This is a genomic window from Pseudoalteromonas sp. 5Ae-yellow (assembly GCF_014077565.1).
Classification (GTDB): Bacteria; Pseudomonadota; Gammaproteobacteria; order Enterobacterales; family Alteromonadaceae; genus Pseudoalteromonas.
In genome coordinates this window covers 13083-33972 of record NZ_JACGWD010000011.1, presented here as the reverse complement: position 1 = coordinate 33972, position 20890 = coordinate 13083, and the positions used below count along the sequence as shown (strand labels likewise).

Sequence of the window (20890 nt, the reverse complement as noted above, 5' to 3'; positions counted from 1 at the left end):
AAAAAACCTTTAACTCAATACTGTTTACTGTGGGAGCTTTACACTCGTGCGCTTTTAAAAAAGTACTTAGGTAAACCCCATGCCAGTATAAATCCAATAAGCGGGAGTGCCATTTGCATAATAGCGTATACGGCACTGGTGCGCCTACTTGCGCCATTTGCCAGGGTAACTGCTTCGGTTGTTATGGTGGCTATACGCCCGCCACCGGCTAAAAGTGTTGGTAAATATTGGCCAAAACTGATCGCTAACCCCAATGCGGCTGCAATTAAAATAGGTGCAAATAACTGCGGTAATTTCACCTTAAAAAACACTTTGCAAGGCGCTGCACCCAAACTTGCTGCAACGCGCGCAAAGCGAGAGTCTAACCGCCTATAACTGCTCGCGAGTGACAAAAATACGTAAGGCAAAACAAACAGTAAATGTGTAAACACCACATTAAAAAATGCGGCTTGGTTATTTACCCATTGTTGTATCCATACTAGGCCAAACAAAAAGGCAATACTGGGTACTAATAGCGGTAAGTAAATAATTAAACTGGTAAAGCGAGAGATGGGTTTGTCGCTTAACTGCTCCGACTCTAAACACAATAAAGTAACCGTAATGGCAAATACCGTTGTGACTAAACCAATAGCTAGGGTATTAAAAAGCGGGTTGCTCATTTGCATTAATGCACTGTTAAAATGCAGTAGTGTAAATTGCTCAGGGAGTGCATCGGGAAAGCGCCAAAAGCCGGCAACCGACCACAAAATAAGGGCAATTAGCGACAGTAAAATAAAACCGATCACTAAAGCTGTGAGTATTATCGTTAGTTTTTGCCAATAAAACCCGCCGTATTCGCGCACCCCGTTAGTGAGTGAATCGCTAAACAATACCTTTATCGCTTTTTCGCCGCTAAGCCAAAGCGCAAGTAACCCACCCGTGAGTGCCAGTTGTAGCAAAGCACCGGCTGAGGCTTTAATACGTAAGTTTAAATCAACATCGTTAAACCAATGCATAATAGCTACCGCTAATGTTGGCGGTGTATTTGGGCCTAAAATAAGTGGCATTTCTACACTGGCGCTGGCATAAGCGAGCACAGCTAAAATAGGTAAACGCAGCAGTGGGTAAAGGCTAGGGAGTATTACTTTAAAAAAGGCGGTCATGGAGCAGTAACCCAAATTAAGCGCAACTTTAAGTTGCTGGCGTAATTTTTTGCCAAGCTCAGGCTGCGCCAATACGCCCAGTGCCATTAATAACAAAAATGGCAGTTCTTTAAGCGTTAACCCTAAAATTATACTAATGCCGAATGAGTCATGCGGAAATAGGCCGTTTGGTGCAAGTTCCCACCCGCTTAACCAAGGCGATATAATTCGTGAAATCATGCCTGAAGGGGCAATTAAAAAACCTACCGCAATAGCCGCTGCAGCGTGTGGTATAACTAAAATAGGGCTCAGTAAACGCTGAATGCGGTTAAGCCAAGGGCTGTTAAAAAAAGCGGCTAAAATCATCAAAGTAATAATAAAAGCAAGTAAGGTACTTATTAAACCGGTGCCAATACTTAGCATAGCCATATTTACTAGGCCGGGTGTTTGCCAAAGCATGGTAAAGCCTTGCAAGCCAAATGTAGTTTGATCAAGTGCAGGGGCATAACCAAAGGCGGGTAGTAACACACTAATTAAGCCGCCAAGTACGGGTAAAATAAGTAAAACGAGTAAAAAGCGTGGGCTTAATTTTACTATTTTACTAAACATATCATGGCTTTTACGGGCGTGAGGCCCATGGCTTGTCGCCACTTTATTGCTAATAACACTCATTGGCTTACCCCATAGCGAGTTTGCCAGCCTTGCATTATGGCATTTACCCAGCTTGGGTGTGGCTCGCTCAATGTGCGCTTAATACTGTTAAAAGGCAGTGCGCTTGGGTGCGGTTTAGCTGTTTTAAACAGTGCTTGTTGCTCAGGCGTTAGCCTTGATTGAATAAGTACGCTTTTATCGCCCCATATATGTGCTTTTTGCTTTTGGGCTTGTGCCTCAGGGCTTAATAAAAAGTTAGCGACTAATTGCGCGCTTTGCGGGTGGCTTGCATTATAAGGAATTGCCACAAAGTGAGTATTACTTAAACTGCCATCAGCCATTGCATAGCTGCGAATGCTTTTTGGTAAATCGAAGCGTTTAACTGCTGCGGGCACTTCGGGTGCTGAAAAGGTAAAGGCAATACTTAGCTCGGTATCGTCTACTAAACGGCGCATTTGCGCGCCACTTTGCATAAAGTGAGTGCCACCACGCCAAAGCGTAGGGTGTAGCTTATTTAAAAAGTCCCACAGTGGGGTTAACACTTGTGCTGTGTTGGTAGCGGTAGCCGCTTGGTTTAACTGCGCTTTAATGCTTTCACTACTTTGCTGATGCAGTATTACTAAGGCGTATTTTAAAAAGCTCATCCCTAAAAAATCAGGCGGCTTTGGGTAGCTAAAACGCCCCTGGTTTTGTGCGCTCCAGTTTAATAATTCGTTTAATGTAGTAGGGAGTTTGTTGTTTGCCTGTTTATTTATTGCAATGCTGTCGTAATAAAAGGTGAGCGATGCTTGCCCCCACGGTGCTTCCATACCGTTTGTGGGTATGCCAAAGTCAAAATTAACTGCAGGGTTATTAGCGGGATCTGTGTATGCAAAATGTGGCAGTTTATTTGCCCACTGTTTTAACAACAATGCGTGCTCGCTCATGGTGGCAAAGTTAGCGCCGTTTATCCATACCAGATCAACACTGCCTTGGTCATTATTATGTGCTGATTTTTCGGCCAACACTCGGCTTACTGCTTCGCTGGTGTCGCTGAGCTTTACATGCACTAAGTTAATATTATATTTAGTTTTAACTTGCTGGGCAGCCCATTGAATATAGGCATTTATTTGCGCGTCGCCGCCCCAGGCATAAAAGTACACGCTTTGGTTATTACCAAGCGTTTCAATATTTTCCCAGCGAGTGAGTAGTTCTTTACTCATATTATGAGCGCTGTTATTAGCAAAAGTACTTAAGCTTGTTATTAGGCAAACGCAAAACGCGACACAGTAAACACTGTAACGCGTAGCTGTTTGCCAAAACTTACTGGCGTGCATTTAAATCCCAGTTGTAGTCTAAAAATTTTACTTTCATGTCATTATTTCTAAGCGCTTTTTGCTGAGCGGGTACTAGTTTAAGTGCATCGCTATATTGCAGTAAAAACTGCTGTAGCGTGTCTGCACCTCTAAAACCTTTTTCAAAGTCATCGCCGTACCATTTAAATATAGAGGAGATATTTAGCGTATTTTCCTGCGCAAAATTACGTGTTGTATCAGATAAAAAACGCACCGTTTGCTGTTGCAATTGGCTCTCTAGTTCAGTAGCTGTGAATGCCTCCCCGCGCAGCGCAGGGCAACCAATACTTGCACAATTTACAGCAAAATGAATACGTGGGTCGTTATATTTACCGCTGCCACGAATTAAACCGTGCTCTATGTCATCAAGGCTGCGAGTTTTACCAAGTAGTGGCACAAACGCTTTACTCCACGGTGAGCTAAAAAAGCTGCCTAAATCTTTTATTGATTTAAGGTTTTGGGGCTCTTTACTGCCAAGGTTTGAAACGATGAGCTCTACGGTAAATGCATTATACGCATTAATTAAAAACGCCAGTTGCTTAGGCTTTTCCCACGCGTCAAACTCGTTTTGTGTTACAGCACTTAACGAAGCTAAATACGTTTTTAGCTGAGTATGATCACCTTGTATTGCAGCGTAATCAACCTCTGTGCTGTGATTATGGTTAATAGCGACAACATGTTTATTTAGCAATGCATTCCAGCTATCGTGCAGGTTATTAGTCGTACTTTGCGCTTGGCTTGAAAGCGACGTTATAAGCGCCGTCGCAAGTAATGTCGCACTTAATAATAAAGGCTTTAATGTTGTGTTAAACATATTAGCCTCGACGCCACGTATGATATTTTTCGAGCAGGTTAAGTACTTTTTCAGGTGCATGGGCGCGTTTCCACTCGCCTGCAGCGTATTTGTTGCCTTCAGCCCAAGTAGGGTAGCTGTGTATAGTGCCCAGTATTTTATTAAGGCCTAAACCGTGTTTCATGGCCAGTACAAATTCAGCAATTAAATCACCCGCGTGTTCAGAGACCACAGTTACACCGAGTATTTTGTCTTTGCCTTTAGGGGTAATTACTTTAATAAAGCCTTTTGTGGCGCTGTCGGTAATTGCGCGGCCTAGCTCTTCAAACTCAAAACGAGTGATTTCAAAATCGATACCTTTATCAATTGCATCTTGCTCGTTTAAACCCACACGTGCGACTTCTGGGTCAATAAAGGTGGTCCATGGAATAACGCGGTAATCTACTTTAAACTTTTTAAGGTTACCAAATAAGCCGTTTACTGCTGCGTACCAACCCTGATGAGCGGCTACGTGCGTAAACTGGTACGGGCCAACAATATCGCCTGCGGCAAAAATATTAGGGTATAGCGTTTCTAGGTATTCGTTAGTGACTATTGTACGGTTTGTTTCTATGCCTAGCGCTTCAAGGCCGTAACCCTTAAGGCGGGCACTGCGGCCAACAGCGCATAGCAGTTCGTCGTATTCAATAGCAATTTCTTCATTATTGCCTTCGTTAAGGCGTTTAACAATAATGTACTTTTTACCGTCGCGCGCTTCACAGCGTAATGCCTGATGCGAGGTTAAAATGTTAACGCCGCTTTCGCTCAATGCTTCATGAGCAAAGGTAGACACTTCAACGTCTTCTTTGATCATGATGCGCTCCGCCATTTCAATTTGCGTAACGCTTGAACCTAAACGGGCAAAGCTTTGTGCTAATTCGCTACCAATTGGGCCACCACCAAGTACTACAAGCTTTTTAGGTGCCTCATCTAGCGCTGCAAATTTATCCCACAAGGTATCGCTTGTTACATAACCAGTTTCTTCTATACCGGGTAGTGGCGGTACAAATGGGCGTGCGCCAGTGGCAATTACAATAGTACGTGCCGTTAATGTTTGTGTGCCGCCATCGTTGAGTTTAATTTCTACCGTCCACGGGTCAATTAATTTACCGTAACCTTTTACTACGTCTACGCCTAAATTAGTGTAGCGCTCTACGCTGTCGTGTGGTGCTATATCGGCAATTACTTTATGAACACGGGCCATTACTTTTTTAAACGAAAACTGCGGTGTCATGTTTTCTAGGCCGTAGTGTTCACCGTGGCGAATTTGCTCTGCAATTTTAGCGCTTTTAATTATCGCTTTACTGGGAACACAGCCGTAGTTTAAACAGTCGCCGCCCATTTCGCCCGCTTCAATAAGGGTTACTTTTGCTTTAACAGCAGCGGCAATATAGCTTGTTACCAAACCACCAGCACCCGCGCCAATAACAATCATGTTACGGTCGAAACTTTTAGGTTTAGTATAGTTTTTGTATACACGACGTTTTTTAAACACGTTTAAGATCCCTTTAGCAATAAATGGGAATACGCCCAATAAAGCGAATGATAAAATTAAGTCCAACGATAAAATGCCCGATAAACTCTCTATTTGAGCAAGCTGCGTACCGGCATTAACAAATACAAATGTACCGGCTAGCATACCCACTTGGCTTACCCAGTAAAAAGTCCATGACTTGATGGCTGTTACGCCCATTAACAAGTTGATTAAAAAGAACGGAAACACCGGCACTAAACGCAACGTAAATAAGTAAAAGCCGCCTTCTTTTTCAACGCCTGCATCAATGGCGGCTAATCGCTCAGGAAAGCGCTTTTTAATGGTATCGCGCAATAAGTAACGTGATACTAAAAAGGCCAGTGTGGCACCTATGGTTGATGCAAACGATGCAACCAATAAGCCTTCAACTAAGCCAAATAAAGCACCCGCTGCCAGTGTTAAAATAGCCGCGCCCGGTAAAGACAATGCAGTAACCACCACATACAATAAAAAGAATCCGCCAATGATTAATAGCGGAGATTGCGCTTTATATTGGCTAAACTGATCCATCGACCCTTTTAAGCCCTCAAGCGTAAGTAGTTGGTGCAAATCAAAATGAAAGAACAGGCCGATGGCGACCGCTGCAATCAATAACAAAAGTATTTTTTTAATCATGTTCTCTCTCTTTCAAACTTGCCTTTAAAAATTATGCGTAAGCGTCAGCTTGGCGTTTATTGGTAATTCAGGAAAAGCCAAGGTTGCACCAAAATAACCGCCTTCAAATACAGGGCGCCAATTTTTTTGATTGGTAAGGTTGTTTACATCTAAGCGTAACTTGGTGCTAGGCGTAAAAGCATAGCTAGTATTTACGTTTAATGTGTACTGATCGCGAATATGTACGGTTGCCAAAAAGTCTAATGGGTAACTCTTTGTATATAGACCTGAAAAACCCGTTTGCCATTTCGAATTAATTGAATAATTTCCGTTAAAGCTAAAAGATTGCTCTGGAATGCCTTGAACTTGGCTACTTGAAGGCGCAAATGCGGTAAAACTAGGAGCGCCCACACTGGTGCCTGCAATAATATCAGGGCGTGAGTTGTCAAATGCATCGGCTACTTGGGCTGAATCTTGACTACTTGCAGAATTATCGTAGCGGGCGTCAATGTAGCTATAACCTGCGCTTAACCAGTACGGGTAGGCATCGTAAAATACTTGGCTTTCAAAACCTGTGGTGCGAATACCGGTATTACTGCCATCGCGGTTACGTAAACTACGGCGTTGGCTAAATATTGCGCCATCGGCGTACCAATCGCTATTGGTTGGTGCATATTTTAAACCAAACTCAACTAGGGTATTTTCGGTGGCAAAATTTTGTGCACTAATGGTATTGTCGCCACCAAGTGTAGTGCCGCCAGCCATGCTATTTGATGTGGCTTCGTTGTAACTTGCTGCGCCATAAGTGGTGTAATCATCGCTGAGTCGGTAATTAAAACTTACTTGCCCTGAATGCAAAGTGTCGTTAATGCTGTCGCTGGCGGCAATTTGCCCTACAGGTGCTATTGGGTCGTTTGCTTGTACGTCATAAAAATCAACGCGGTAGCCAACACTGGTATGAAACTTACTAGTCCAATCTGAATCTTGCTGAATAGCCACCCCTGTTTGCCATGAGCGTGAGTCTGTGGTGTCTGATAAGTTAAAGTCGCCACTGCCGTCGTTATTAATATCGTACTGACCACCCGGCGATACAAATACACCTGGGCGAAGTTCAACAAAGCGTGCTTGTTGTGCATCAGTTAAAGGAATGCGTCTATTTGAAAGTGGGCCAGTTAAATCTATGGGTAAGTCGGCTTCGGTGGTAAATTGGCTGTAACCTAATACGCGGTTATAACGTACATCAAAGGCAAAAATAGTTTGCTGGTTACTATTCCAAAGGTAGGTAAGCTCGGTACGGTTTTGCGCGGTATCGGCACCCTCTATAATTTCAACAAAGCTGTTTTGTGCAATTTCATCACGTTGTAAATGCTGAAAGTAGGAAATGTTTTTAATTGACGCGTGACTAGAAAGCTCACGTTTATAAATACTGTGTAGTAAGTAAGTAGTGGCTTCGTTTAGATTATCAGGGTCGGTCAGTACGGTACTGCGATCTATTTTAACTTGCCCGGTTGGCGAAATAATCGAACCCGCTAAAGGTACAGTGCTACCATTTGCTTGCACACCTTGGCCGGTAATATACAGTCCGTCATCTATTAACGCCTGAGTAGGGCGGTTAATACCGGCGTTATCGGTAAATTCAACTTGGTATAATTCAAAATTAAGATCCCAGCTGCTTTTATCATCAGGAAATACACGCAGGGCTGCAAATAAGCTGTCGCTTTTTGTGCCAGAGTAGTCGTAATAACTGCCGTTATCAATATGCTCTGCACTAACTCTAAAACCTACTTTGTCTTTTACTATGGGGGCGCTGTAGTCAACCAGTACTCGATATTGATCCCATCGTCCTGCCGATAAGCTTGCTTTACCTTTACTTTCGTCTGTAGCGGCTTTTTTAGAGTGTAAGTTTACAAACCCACCATTGCGTTGGCTTGAGCCAAATAATACCGGTGGCGCACCTTTTACTACATCTATCTGTTCTATAGCGTTGAACGATAACGGTACACCAAAGCCATTGTTGCCCGCTTGACGACGTGTACCATCTTGAAAAAGCTCACCTAATTGGCCGCGTATTGTGGGTAAACTTGGCGCGCCAAAACCACTTGCTGAATAGGTATTAGGGCTTACTGCAAGCACATCTTGTAACGTGGTAATGTTAAGCTGCTCTATTAGCTCGCTCGAAATAGGCGTTACCGAACGTGCTATATCTTTTAGTGCTAAGTTGTCGCCAAATGGGCCATCTATACTGGCATCTTTAACTGAAAGGCCTTGAGATTTAATAACTTGGCCAGCTACTTCAATGTGCTCTATGGTGTTATTGGTTGTTACTGTTGAGCTTTGGGCAGCTTGCGCCAGCAGTGGGGTATTTAATACGCTTGCTAACGATAGGGCTAAGTATTGGTATTTCAAGGGCTTTCTCTTTCTTGTTAATAGTTGATGATGATAAAGACCGAAAGGTGTAAAAATAACTTTCAGTAAAGTTTCGATTCTTTTTATTTTTTAGGGCATAACAAAACAGCTGCGTTTAAAGCGTACTAATAAAATATTGCCGTTTCATTTGTAAAAAAATAGCAATAGAGTGGCGATATTACACAGATTATAAATAATTGCTTTTAAACATATTTTTAAATTGTAGTCTACTTGCCAGCAGTTAATCTATTATATTTATTAGCTTTTATGTATAGCGTTTAAATACTTAAAATAAGCCGTGCCTTAACTGTTAATAAGCTAAGTAGGTAAGGGTAATTAAAAATAATTATACTTTTTTGAAATAAAAACCAATTTATACGGTCTTGGTAATTTAATAGTTTATTAATATTTTTATTAAAGGAAGTTTTATGACAAATCCAATCAGTGCCGATCTACAAAACCGTTTGCAGTGGTCTTTACTCTCTCTGCGTGTGGGTGTTTTTATTGTAATGATAATGTGGACGCTGGATAAATTTGTGAACCCGGCACATAGCGCCGGTATTTTTGAAAAGTTTTATGGCATTAGTGGGTCAACAGATATAGTGGCGTATGTGTTAGGTGCGCTGCAATTAGTTTTAGTCTTAGCATTTTTGGCGGGTATTAAAAAGCGACTTACTTACGGAATCATTTTTGTAATGCATGGCTTGTCTACACTTTCATCGTACAACCAGTACATAGATGGTTTTAACAACTTATTATTCTTTACTGCATGGCCAATGTGGGCTGCGTGTTTTGCACTTTACTTATTACGCGACCAAGACGTGAAATTTACTGTAAAGTAATAAAGTACATGCAAAAAAATTGGTTATAAGCCATAAGGCTTATAACCAATAAGTACACAGGGAGTGTGTGGAAGTCGGTTTGCATGTTATGCAACTAATGCATTGCGTCGTTGTATTGCTCAGCAAGGCTCTCTTTTTGCCCTTCGGTAAGTGCTTTACCCGCTAATTGAAACACTTCGTGTTCTTCTTCACTTAAATGATGATGTACCAAATGGTGTAGCTTTTTAGCTGCAACTAACCATGCAGACGAGCTCATTTCGGTATCTTCAAGTTGTTCAATTAATTCATCAATTTCGTGATGTTCAGCTACGCTGTGGCGCGCTTTTTCGTGAGTTAAGTCATCAAACATAAGTGGGTTATAAAAGTAACGTTCTTCAAATTTTGCGTGATTTTCTAATTCTGTTTTTAGCTCATCCATTAGCGTGTGGCGCTGCTCTGTGTCGCCGTGTGTTTGAATAAGCGCATCTACCAATTCTCGTTGTTTGTCATGGTCATGACGTAGTGCTTCAAAAATATTCATAACTAGTCCTTTACTTGCTCTTTAATTGCTTACAAATATTGAAGCAAGCTAAATGCCATGATTTAACTTGTTGAATTAAATTAGTTTATATTTGTTCGTTTGCTCGTGGGAGTATGCGGCCTGTAAGTTTTACAAGCACGCTCATGCAATATTTTCAGGCTTTAGTTTTACTGATGTGTTGGAGGAGTTAAGGTAGTTAATAAAATAGCGCGCAAATAAAAAAGATGAAAAAATGATACTTTCTTTGATACTATCAGTACGTTCTTTTTTAATTTTTTGTAACGGTGGCTAAAAGTAAATATGCCCATAAAGATCTTGAGATAGATTTATAATCCAGAGCATAGTTTGTTTAATAAGGTACATATGAAAGAAGAACTAAGAGCAAAAATAATTACCGTATGCGATAAAAAAATAGCAGTTAAAGGAGAAAATGTAGGGCTTTCTTTTTATGCATTTTTGCCAATAAAAACGACGATCCAGAGCTACTTATGGATGCTGCTACTTGGTGGATACACACCCATAAATTAGATCATTTTGTAAAAGCAAAGACCATCAAACAAATGATCTTAGATGGGCTTTAGCTTAAAAATCTGCGGCTACTTCAAACTCTAATCGTTTAAGCGTAATAGGGTGAGTAAATGCTAAGTATTCTGCATGTAAATGTAATCGTTCGGCTTTTTGCCCGTAATGTGTGTCGCCTATAATTGGCATGTTTAAACCTAAGCTGTGCGCACAATGCACTCTTAATTGATGAGTTCGCCCTGTTTTAGGGTATAACTGTAATCGGGTAATATTGTTGTTACGCTCTAAAACCTGCCAGGTAGTAAGTGATTGCTTACCGTGTGTGTAACACACCATTTGGCGCGGTTTATCATCAAAGTCTAGCACTAAGGGCAAATCAATTACTCCGCTATCCTCAGCTACGTTACCATTAACTAATGCGACATAACGTTTATCTATGGTGCGTTCAATAAACTGCTTTTGCAGTGCTTTGTGCACGCGTTTATTAAGTGCAATCATCAATAACCCAGAAGTCGACATATCTAATCTGTGTACAATTAGTGGCCCTGATGCCTCTGGAAACTGCGTTTTTATGCGCATATAAACTGAGTCATCAATATTAACGCCAGGCACTGATAAAAACTCAGCGGGCTTATTTACCACAAGTAAGTCGTCATCTTTATAAACAATACTTAAATCTTTACCCTGAGCTGGGTTGATAAGTAGCGGGTTATCTTCAACATCTAAACCCTTTAGCATATGCCCAAGTATTGGTTGGCATTTACTGTAACAAGAAGGGTAGTAATTCTTATGCTGCCTAATTGCTGATTTAGGTGCTGCTCCCCACCAAAACTCTGCCATAGCAAGTGGCTTTAAGTCATGTTTATAGGCGTATTGTAATAATTTAGGCGCTGCACAATCGCCAGCACCCGAAGGAGGAGTGTGCTCAGGTAATGCTGCAAAAATAGCATTTAAATCTGTAGTTTCACCATTTGCATTTAAAAATTGGTACTGTGCAAATAGCTTTTTTTGTAAGCTTTTAGAAAGTGTTTTACGGCGCTTTTTTAAATGAGCAATTTCATTAGAAATATTGATGTGTGTTTGCTGCAGTGACTCGATTATATTTTGCCAATAGGATTTAAGTGCCAGCAGTTGCTTTTTTTCTACGATGCTTTGCCCTGCAAGCTTATTTTTTAACTGCTCAAAATCACTTTCGCTAAGTTCTAATTTGCCTTCGGTACGTTGTATTTTTCGCTGCTGACGACCGGCTTGCATTACTGCCTGTTGAGCTAATAGCGCTTGCTGGTAGCTCTGTGTTGCATCATCAAGTTTGCTATTAACTTCAAGCAGTTGTTCACTATTTTCTAATTGCTCAATTTGAGCATTAATATCGTTAATTATTTTACTTTGAGCCAAATAGCTATCGTCTTGAAGTTGCATGCTAGAAACAGGCGGCACAAAGCTAATATTACCTTTATCACCTTCAATTTGTCCCGAATAAGCACTTAAAAAGCCTAATTGTTGCTTAGCATTTTGCACCACTAAAACCCCAAACATTTTACCTGCATTTTCTGCTTTTAAATGCGCTAACGTTTCAAGCTGTTGCTGTAATTGTTTAGTGGCTGCTACAGCTAATGGTTGCGGCTCGTAATAAAAAGGGAAAGTAAACTTTTCAGGAAGCGCGAGAGCATCAATATTTTGAGAAAATAATGTAAAGCAAGAAGCAGAATTTGACATAGAAGTAAGAGAAAAGCATTCAGTAAAATAATTGAGCGCATAATAACATATTCATAGTTAAGCCACTAAAAATCTCGCACCCGCATATTCATAAACACTTTAAAGCGGACATTCATGTTTTATGTATCAGTATGGGGTCGCAGCAAGCATAGGCGTTTGTTAGTAAAGTCTCAGTAGTAATATATTTATCATTATCAAAATATTTAAGCTTATCGATTCTCAATAATTGAGCGCATTTCGAAACGATGACTTACCTGATAGATCAGAGACGAAAAATCAATTTACAGAATAACTGAATATTTAGGAGTTCTATATTATGAGTCAAAATATCGCAAGTTTTATCACTAAAACCCTCGAACAAGCAGGCGTAAAACGTATTTGGGGAGTAACTGGCGATTCACTTAACGGCATTAGTGAAAGTCTGCGAAAAATGGGAACAATTGAATGGCTAGGTACGCGACATGAAGAAGTTGCCGCATTTGCAGCTGGTGGCGAAGCACATTTATCAGGCGAGCTTGCGGTGTGTGCGGGTTCTTGCGGGCCAGGTAACCTTCATTTAATTAATGGCTTATTTGATTGTCAGCGCAATAATGTACCAGTATTAGCAATTGCCGCACATATTCCTTCATCTGAAATTGGCAGTAGTTATTTTCAAGAAACCCATCCGCAAGAATTATTTAAAGAATGCAGTGTGTATTGTGAAATGGTGTCGAGCCCTGAGCAAATGCCGTACCTGCTAGAAACAGCAATGCGACAAGCAATACTAAACAAAGGCGTGAGTGTACTTGTGCTACCTGGCGATATTGCATTAAAAGATATGCCTAAAGCTATTAAGCCGAAATGGAACGTGCCAAAGCCAGCAACTTATACCCCCGCTTTATCTGATATTGAAGCAATGGCGACTCATCTTAATAAAAGTAAAAAAGTAACCTTATTGTGTGGTGCTGGTTGTAAGGATGCCCACGACGAAATTGTTGCGCTAGCCGAAAAATTACAAGCACCGATAGTGCATGCCATGCGCGGTAAAGAATTTATTGAATACGATAATCCTTACGATGTTGGTATGACCGGATTTATTGGCTTTGCATCGGGCTATCATGCAATGCAAGAAGCCGATACGTTATTAATGATTGGTACTAGTTTTCCTTATCGTGCTTTTTATCCCGAAAATACCACCATATTGCAAATTGATAATCAGGCTGCGTCACTCGGGCGACACGTGCAAATTGACTGTGGCGTGTTAGGGGATACTAAAAACTCAGTGGCCACACTGCTTGATTATATTAAAGGTGAACGGACAAGTTCGCACTTACAAAAATGTGTTAAAAATTACAAAGAGTCTCGACAAGATCTTGATGAACTTGCCAGTGGCAAAACCTCGCAAAACTTAATTCACCCGCAATACCTAACGCGTTTACTCAACGAGCAAGCAGCTGACGATGCTGTTTTTACTTGTGATGTAGGTACGCCAACAGTGTGGGCTGCGCGTTATTTATCAATGAATGGTAAGCGTCGCTTAATTGGCTCGTTTAATCATGGCTCTATGGCAAATGCGATGTCGCAGGCAATGGGGGTTCAATCTGTTGATAGAGACCGCCAAGTCATTGCAATGTGTGGTGATGGTGGCTTTTCGATGTTAATGGGGGATTTAATCTCACTTAAGCAGCTTAATTTACCAATAAAGATTGTTGTTTATAATAATCGCTCACTTAGTTTTGTGGCTATGGAAATGAAAGCCAGTGGGTTTTTATCAAGCGATACCGATTTAGAAAACCCAAGTTTTGCTAACATTGCACAGGCCTGCGGCTTAAAAGGGATTCATGTGGATGACCCTGAAAAATTACCATCGGCAATGAACGAGATGATGAACCACTCAGGACCTGTTGTTTTAGAAGTCGATACAGCAAAACAAGAGCTTTCAATGCCGCCGCAAATCAAATTAGAGCAAGCAAAAGGCTTTAGCGTTTACATGATGAAAGCGCTGATAAATGGCAAAGGAAACGAGATTGTAGAGCTTGCCAAAACTAACTGGTCACGCTAGTTAGTTACTTCCCTATTGAGTATTTTAGCTCAATAGGGAAGTGCCAAGTAATAATCCTCACTATCATCTTTTATTATTAATAAGCTAAGGCTGCTGTTTGTAAGTGATTGAACCGAAATAGAAAACCATATATGGTTTATCATTAAATTAATAAAAGCACGCATAAAATACCTCTACTCATAGAGGGAACAGAGCAATAATGAAATGGAAATCGGTTTTACTGTCGCTGGCTGTTTTATGGCTTATTCAAGCTCAGCAAAGCAGTTTACGCACCAGTGAATACGCAAATATCTAGCCTATTGCAAGTAAATTCAACGCAGTTAGCGCTGAAAATAGCTGCTTGAGATAGATTTATTATCCAGAGTTTAGGTTATTTAGAAAGCGCTGAACTGTTTTTACGTTGGAATCACTATGAGGTTTTTGAGTTTGACTCAAGTGCAATGTAATGAGCTAAAACATTTAGCATTGGCCTCAATTGCTACTTGGTAGTTGTTTTTAGTTTAATGTTTTACTCGCTTTACTCAATTAAAGTAAAGCGAGCGCTCAGTATCAGTTACAAACTCTTTTTAGGCGGTAGGGCTACGTTTGCAAATATTAGCCCTGCAACAAGCGACATAAATATTAAAAACGTTTGCTGGCCTATATGCTCTGCGTATATAAAGTCTTGGCCTTCAATGAGTGAGTTTAAGCCAATATAGGTTTTGCTACCTGGTACTAATACAATTAAGCCTTGCATGGCCACAATAGAAGCCGGCGCATTAGCAACACGGTTAAACAAGTTACTAAATATACCTACCGATAAAGCACCCACAAACGTACCTAACGTGTAATCAAGGTACATAGCCGAGCCAATACTGGTGCCATACGCTATAAAGCCTGATGCAATAGACCAAACAGCGTGCTTAAGTTTGGTTCTAAAAATAACGATTAAGCTGCTACAAAGTAAAAATATGGCGAGCCATGCTGTCCACTTTGGTAATGGTTCAGGTTGTACAAAGTCAGCTTGCCCAAAGAGTGCAAAGCCAATGCCTATGCCAATAAAACCGCCAAAATAGAGTTTAAATAACAGCATAAACGAGTCCATGACTCTTGCTGTACCCGACACTAAATGCCGCGCTGCAAGCTCTGCTAAGCCAAGCGCAAGTGCTAAACCGGGTATAAACACAATAATGGCCGAAAGTACCACCAAGCGTATGTTTATTTCAGGTGTTATGTATACGCTTACTGCACAGGCAAGTATGGCCGATATTATTGCTACTAATGGCTCAAGCATATGTGCTACGCGTTTTGAGCGCCCAGACCAAAGCACAAACACATAAACAACTAAAGTAAGAAGCGATGACCAAATAACATCAGTCCAGCTAGTACCCATTAACATTGCAAACGCACCACCAGAAGTTGCAAACGCAACGCCCGTAACAAGTTTATTGTATGGGTTTGGCATTACAAAAATAGCGTCTAGTTGCGCATCAACTTCTTGTAAACTTAGCTTGTCGTCAAGCATTTGGTTTACAAGGTCGTCGGTGTCGGCAAGTGAGCCTAAATCGTGATCGCCAGGGTCTACACGTGCAACATGGGTATATTCGTCTTCGTGGCCATCGGTCCAAATAACAAACGTTACAGAGGTTGGCGACATAACAAACGACGATTTAAGTCCTAAGTATGTAGCCACTTCCATGAGGTGAGCTTCTAGGCGGTAAGCAGGCGTACCATATTTGTGAAGCATCTTACCCAATTTAACGATAAATTTGCGTTTTTCTGTAAAGGTTGCAGTTTTCAAATCTTTTTGGACCAAATATTGCGATAACTAAGCTAAAAATATAGACAATACAGCTAAAAATGCCCACGTTTGATGGGCGCGATTTTAAACACTAATTGGTGTGTGTCTAGTCATTTTTAATCTAATTTTTTATTTTTTTCGGCTATCCATTGCGACATGTATTGAGTGCTGCGCATTGTATGATGTTTGAGCATTTGGCCTGTGAAGTTTTTTTCGCGATGAGCGTTTAAATCACTACTTATTGAATCGACTTTTTGAATTAACGCAGCGCTCAATAGTGCTTTGTTGTACAGCGTATTAAGTAGTGTGCTGCCATCTTGCTGCGCTTGTTCAAAGTCACTTTGATTGGTGTACATTTCAATGGCAGCACTGGCAAAGTCATCGGCGGTGTTGGCTATTTTCCCCGGCCATGGTAAATCGTTATGCATGCCCTCTGCGCCAATATTGGTGGTAACGCTGGGTGTTCGCATAATCATGGCTTCAAGCAATTTACCTTTAATCCCTGCACCAAAGCGCAGTGGTGCTAAACATACGCGTGCGCTTTGCATTACATCAAACGCATTATCGGCCCAGCCTTTTATTAAAAACCCTGTTTTAGGGTTATTTAGTGCCGTGGCTTTTGGTGGTGGATAAGAGCCATAAATATGTAGTTCTGCTTTTGGTAGTTGCTTGCGAATAAGAGGCCATATTTTTTGTAGGTAAAGTACAGCATCCCAGTTTGGTGCGTGCCTAAAGTTACCTATGGTCATAAAGTGCTGGCGCTGCTCAAACGTTTTTGTACTTGTAGGCAGTGAGCTTAAATCGACCATAAACGGTAAATGGTGTAATAAGTTTGGCTCTATTTTAAATACGCTATTTAGTAGGCTCATTTCATAACTTGAAATAATTAAGCTTAGGTCGCAGCGTAAAATAGCGGCAATTTCGCGTTTTGCTATGTCTGAGTGTAAATCGCTGGTTGTAAAATCACGCTCACCTTTAAACGCTTCGTGGCGAGCATTACGCAGACATTGTAAATCTTCGGTGTCTAAAATTTTAATTGCATGAGGGCAATGTTTATCAACGCGCCAGCCAAATTGTTCTTCCATCATAAAACGGTCAAACATGACTATATCTGGATTATAGGCTTTAACGTATTCGTCAAAGCTATCACAGTTTAGTGCAATGCTTTGGCTGGTTATGCCAAAGTCGTCAAGATTTACCATGTGGTCGGTGCGCTGCGCGGGCGTTGCAAATTCAACGTCCCAGTTTTGCGCTCTAAAGGCATTTAATAACGACATCATGTGCGTTCCCGCAGCAGACGAATTTGGCTCTGGCCATACGTAGCCAATTACCAGCACTTTTTTCATTGGCTAGAATCTCTAATTTGTAAGTTTACATTTACCAGTGTTTTTACTGGCGGGGCTGTATTTTGTAGTAGCTCTTGCAGTATTAAAAGGCACCGCTTGGCTATATCAGTTGTACTTATAGCCACAGTGGTTAAGTGATCATTTATAACCGCGCTATTAGGAATATGGTGGCAGCTCACCACTTTAATACAGTGATGTGTTAATGAGTTAATAGCAGCAATAACACCTTGAGCAATAATATCGTTTGCACACACCACAGCGTTTAATGTTGGGTTGTGTTTATATGCTTCTATAAATGCATTTTTAGCGCTAAGGGCTGCGTTTACTGCGCAGTGAATGGGTGCTAATGGTGTAATGCTGTGCTGCGCGCAAGCGGTATTAAAGCCACTTTGTAGTGCTTGTGAATCACTTAAAGTAAGTTCACTGCCTATAAATGCAATGTTTGTCACGCCTTGTGCGAGTAAATGCATACTGGCTACGTGGCTGGCTTTTTTATAGTCGGGTAATACACACGGAGCTGCGCTAAAGGGCACTTCACTCATTAAGGTAATTACTTTGTGTTGCGCGCTGAGCGCATCAAGCCATTTGGGGCAAGTATTAGCAACGGGGCAAATAATAAATGCAGCCGCGTTGTATTCTTTTAAGTTTTTAACTGCGTTTGCTTGTAGCTCAAGGCTATTATTACTGCTTACAATCATGGCTTGTAAGCCATTGTCGTTTAACAAAAGTTCTAAGCTGGTAGCAAGGTGTGCCATAGCTGGGTTAGTTAAATCATTTATTACTATGGCCACTAAGTTAGAGCGTTTTGAGCGCATAGCAGCGGCATCACGATTATAAACGTACCCTAGCTCATCTATCGCTTTGAGTATTTTTTGTTTACTTTTATTGCCCACTTTATCGCTTTGGGTAAGTACCAACGATACGGTTGATTTTGATACACCAGCACGCTCTGCAACATCAAAAATGGTGACTGATTTGGCTTTGTTATGCATTGTATTTTAAGTACCGCAGTGGTGAATAAATAGCGCTGTAGTTTAGCTTAATCAGCACTATTAAGTCATCTTTTAGAGGTGTTTAACTTACCTTAATACTTTATGAACAAAGCAAAACGTGTTTATATACGCCTATAAGAGTAAAAAATAACAAAAGGATAAAAACATGAGCGCTTTTAGGCTGTTAGTTGTCTTTATTTGTTGTGCGGCATTAGTCCCAACAAGTTACGCCGAGCAGGGCTATCAAACCCCATCACCCGAACTTGCAGCATTGGTTGACGCTAAGTTAGCACCCACTAGTTACTTATCGAGCGATGGCCAGTGGCTAGCGCTTTTTGAGCGCAAACGTGTAGTAACCCTTGATGAACTTGCAAAAGAAGAGCTTAAGCTTGCAGGTATTAAGCTAAACCCCGCTAATTTTTCGCGCTCTCGTGTGAGTGCCAAATTTAGTGCCGTGGAGCTAAAGCATGTTCAAAGCGGGTCGGTTATTAGCATTAACAACTTACCTAATGGCATTATCCGCTCACCTAAATGGTCATCTAATAGTAAATATTTAGCCTTTGTTGTTGAGCAACCAACCCAAGCCAACTTATGGCTTTACAGCGTTGAAACCAAACAAGCAAAAGAGTTAACTAGTGCTGCGTTAAATTCGGTACTAACTGCATCGCCATATAAATGGCTGCCAGATAGCAGCGCCATTGTTGCAAATCTTGCTGTTAATTTTGGTAAACCAAGGCTTGAAAATAACAGCCAAAATGTAGTGCCTGTTATTCAACAAAGTACTGGCGAAAAAGCACCAGCACGTACTTACCAAAATTTATTAACCAGCCCGTTTGATGAATCACAGTTTAAGTTTTACGGCCAAGGGCAATTGGCTCACATAACGCTTGATGGCAATACTCAAGCAATAGGTAGCCCTTCTTTATTTAAATCGTTTTCGGTATCACCTGATTCTACCAATATTTTAGTTGCCGGTATTAATGAGCCGTTTTCGTATCAAGTGCCTTACAGTCGCTTTGCAAGCACGTGGCAAATATGGGGCATGCGCGGCTATGCATTAGCAGAGCTGGCAAAACAGCCACTTGCCGATAATATTCCACAAGGTTACGACAGTGTACGCACTGGCCGCCGTAATTTTGAATGGCGAGCCGATCAAGGTGCTGAAGTTATTTGGGCCGAGGCGCAAGATGGCGGCGACATGAAAACCGACGTTGAGCATCATGATTATGTTTACAGCTTACGTGCACCATTTAAACGCGAGCCTAAATTATTTGCCAAAGTAGAGCGCCGTTATGCGGGAATGGAGTGGGGCAACGAAAACGTAGCAATGCTGACAGATTGGCGCTTTAGCGATCGCCAAGTACGTACTTACATAGTGCAACCACGAAATGCCGACAGAAACCGCGTGCTATTTTCAGAACGTAGTTATAACGATGCGTATAAAGACCCAGGTAATGCAATTTACGAGCGCAACGATTTAGGCGCAAACGTAATTAAAATTGTAGGCGGGCGTTATATTTACCTGCGCGGTAATGGTGCTTCAGAGCAAGGTAATGTGCCATTTTTAGATAGGTACGATGTTAAAACAAATAGCAGCAAGCGTTTATGGCAATCAGAAGCGCCATACTACGAGCGTGTTCGCGCACTGCTTGATGACGAAGGTGAGCGCTTTATTACTATTCGCGAATCTAAAACTGAGCAACCTAACTTTTTTATACGTGATTTAGATAACGACACGTTAACGCAACTAACGACATTTGAGCATCCGTACCCTGCATTTAAAGGCGTAACTAAAGAGCAATTACGTTATAAACGCGACGACGGTGTTGAGCTTTCGGGCACGCTTTATTTACCACCAGGGTACGATAAAACACAAGGGCCGTTACCGGTACTTATGTGGGCTTACCCACTTGAATACAAAGATAAAGCCGTAGCATCGCAAGTTCGCGAATCGCCGTATGCATTTACTTACATTGGTTATTGGGGCCCAATGCCTTACCTTGCCAAAGGGATTGCCGTGTTTGACGACCCTAAAATGCCAATAGTGGGTATTGATGGCAGCGAGCCAAACGATAACTTTAGAAAGCAGTTAGTATCAAGTGCGCAAGCAGCTATTGATGTATTGGTTAAAAAAGGCATTGCCGATAAAAACAAAATTGCCATAGCAGGGCACTCGTATGGTGCATTTATGGTTGCTAACTTATTGGCTCATAGCGATTTATTTAAAACAGGTATTGCCCGCAGTGGCGCGTATAACCGCACATTAACGCCGTTTGGTTTTCAAGGAGAAGAGCGTGATTTTTGGCAAGCACAAAGTGTGTACGCTAATATGTCGCCGTTTTTTCACGCTGAAAAAATTAACGAGCCAATGCTAATGATCCACGGTCAAGAAGATCCTAATTCAGGAACCTTCCCAATGCAAAGTGAGCGCATGTACGCAGCGCTTAAAGGTTTAGGTAAAGATGCTCGCTTAGTAATGCTCCCTTACGAAGCACATGGTTACCGTGCGCGTAAAAGCTTATTGCATGTATTGTGGGAACAAGAACAGTGGTTAGATAAGTATTTACTAAATGATACAGCAGAGCCAGTAGAGGTTATTACTGAACCCGTGGTAAGTACTGGGCAATAGTAATAAACATGAGTAAGCAACAGCGCGGCT

General features: G+C 41.4%; 13 protein-coding genes and 1 pseudogene. 4 read left to right on the top strand and 10 right to left on the bottom strand.

Translation table 11 applies throughout. The features are described 5' to 3' along the window. Positions 1-38: 38 nt before the first annotated feature. Genes H4J63_RS05020 through H4J63_RS05000 form a run of 5 tightly spaced genes read right to left on the bottom strand, consistent with a single transcriptional unit; the run spans position 39 to position 8472 of the window. Entirely contained in the window at positions 39-1793 is a 1755-nt protein-coding gene (locus H4J63_RS05020) for an ABC transporter permease (protein WP_182194949.1), read from the bottom strand. Further along, complete coding sequence (locus H4J63_RS05015) at positions 1790-3088, bottom strand: ABC transporter substrate-binding protein (protein WP_182194946.1); 1299 nt, start codon at positions 3086-3088, stop codon at positions 1790-1792. Before H4J63_RS05015 ends, H4J63_RS05020 begins: the two co-directional genes overlap by 4 nt. After that, positions 3075-3920 carry a DUF547 domain-containing protein gene (locus tag H4J63_RS05010; RefSeq protein ID WP_182194943.1) on the bottom strand — a complete coding sequence of 282 codons (846 nt, stop codon included), beginning with the start codon at positions 3918-3920 and terminating at the stop codon, positions 3075-3077. The genes H4J63_RS05015 and H4J63_RS05010 overlap by 14 nt, the downstream gene beginning before the upstream one ends. A gap of 1 nt (position 3921) precedes the next feature. Beyond that, positions 3922-6087 (bottom strand): FAD-dependent oxidoreductase, encoded by a 2166-nt coding sequence (locus H4J63_RS05005; protein WP_182194941.1) that lies wholly within the window; start codon positions 6085-6087, stop codon positions 3922-3924. A 24-nt stretch (positions 6088-6111) separates the two neighbouring features. Further along, entirely contained in the window at positions 6112-8472 is a 2361-nt protein-coding gene (locus H4J63_RS05000; protein ID WP_182194938.1) for a TonB-dependent siderophore receptor, read from the bottom strand. A gap of 428 nt (positions 8473-8900) precedes the next feature. Between H4J63_RS05000 and H4J63_RS04995 the strand changes: the two genes are divergently transcribed. Further along, on the top strand, positions 8901-9314 hold the full coding sequence (locus tag H4J63_RS04995) for a hypothetical protein (protein ID WP_182194936.1): 414 nt from the start codon (positions 8901-8903) through the stop codon (positions 9312-9314). 94 nt (positions 9315-9408) lie between these two features. Here H4J63_RS04995 and H4J63_RS04990 read toward each other — a convergent pair whose 3' ends face one another. Beyond that, positions 9409-9834: a hemerythrin domain-containing protein gene (locus H4J63_RS04990; RefSeq protein ID WP_008134499.1), complete on the bottom strand. Its 426-nt coding sequence runs from the start codon at positions 9832-9834 to the stop codon at positions 9409-9411. Positions 9835-10197: 363 nt separating this feature from the next. On the opposite strand from H4J63_RS04990, the pseudogene H4J63_RS04985 reads away from it, so the two are divergent. Next, positions 10198-10415, top strand: a pseudogene (locus H4J63_RS04985) (DUF6500 family protein). A gap of 1 nt (position 10416) precedes the next feature. Here the strand turns inward: H4J63_RS04985 and H4J63_RS04980 are convergent. Beyond that, a complete protein-coding gene (locus H4J63_RS04980) occupies positions 10417-12072 on the bottom strand; it encodes an RluA family pseudouridine synthase (protein ID WP_024605646.1) in 1656 nt (551 codons plus the stop codon). Between the two features lie 316 nt (positions 12073-12388). On the opposite strand from H4J63_RS04980, the gene poxB reads away from it, so the two are divergent. Further along, positions 12389-14113 (top strand): ubiquinone-dependent pyruvate dehydrogenase, encoded by a 1725-nt coding sequence (gene poxB / locus H4J63_RS04975; RefSeq protein ID WP_024597229.1) that lies wholly within the window; start codon positions 12389-12391, stop codon positions 14111-14113. A 553-nt stretch (positions 14114-14666) separates the two neighbouring features. Here the strand turns inward: poxB and H4J63_RS04970 are convergent. From H4J63_RS04970 to H4J63_RS04960, 3 genes are all read right to left on the bottom strand, one after another. Then, complete coding sequence (locus H4J63_RS04970) at positions 14667-15893, bottom strand: threonine/serine exporter ThrE family protein (RefSeq protein ID WP_024597230.1); 1227 nt, start codon at positions 15891-15893, stop codon at positions 14667-14669. Positions 15894-16009: 116 nt separating this feature from the next. Next, entirely contained in the window at positions 16010-17239 is a 1230-nt protein-coding gene (locus H4J63_RS04965; RefSeq protein WP_182194933.1) for a glycosyltransferase family 4 protein, read from the bottom strand. Then, positions 17236-18231 (bottom strand): LacI family DNA-binding transcriptional regulator, encoded by a 996-nt coding sequence (locus H4J63_RS04960; RefSeq protein ID WP_182194930.1) that lies wholly within the window; start codon positions 18229-18231, stop codon positions 17236-17238. The genes H4J63_RS04965 and H4J63_RS04960 overlap by 4 nt, the downstream gene beginning before the upstream one ends. 166 nt (positions 18232-18397) lie before the next feature. Here H4J63_RS04960 and H4J63_RS04955 point away from each other — a divergent pair, with 166 nt between their 5' ends. Next, entirely contained in the window at positions 18398-20860 is a 2463-nt protein-coding gene (locus tag H4J63_RS04955) for a prolyl oligopeptidase family serine peptidase (protein ID WP_182194928.1), read from the top strand. Positions 20861-20890 lie beyond the last annotated feature (30 nt).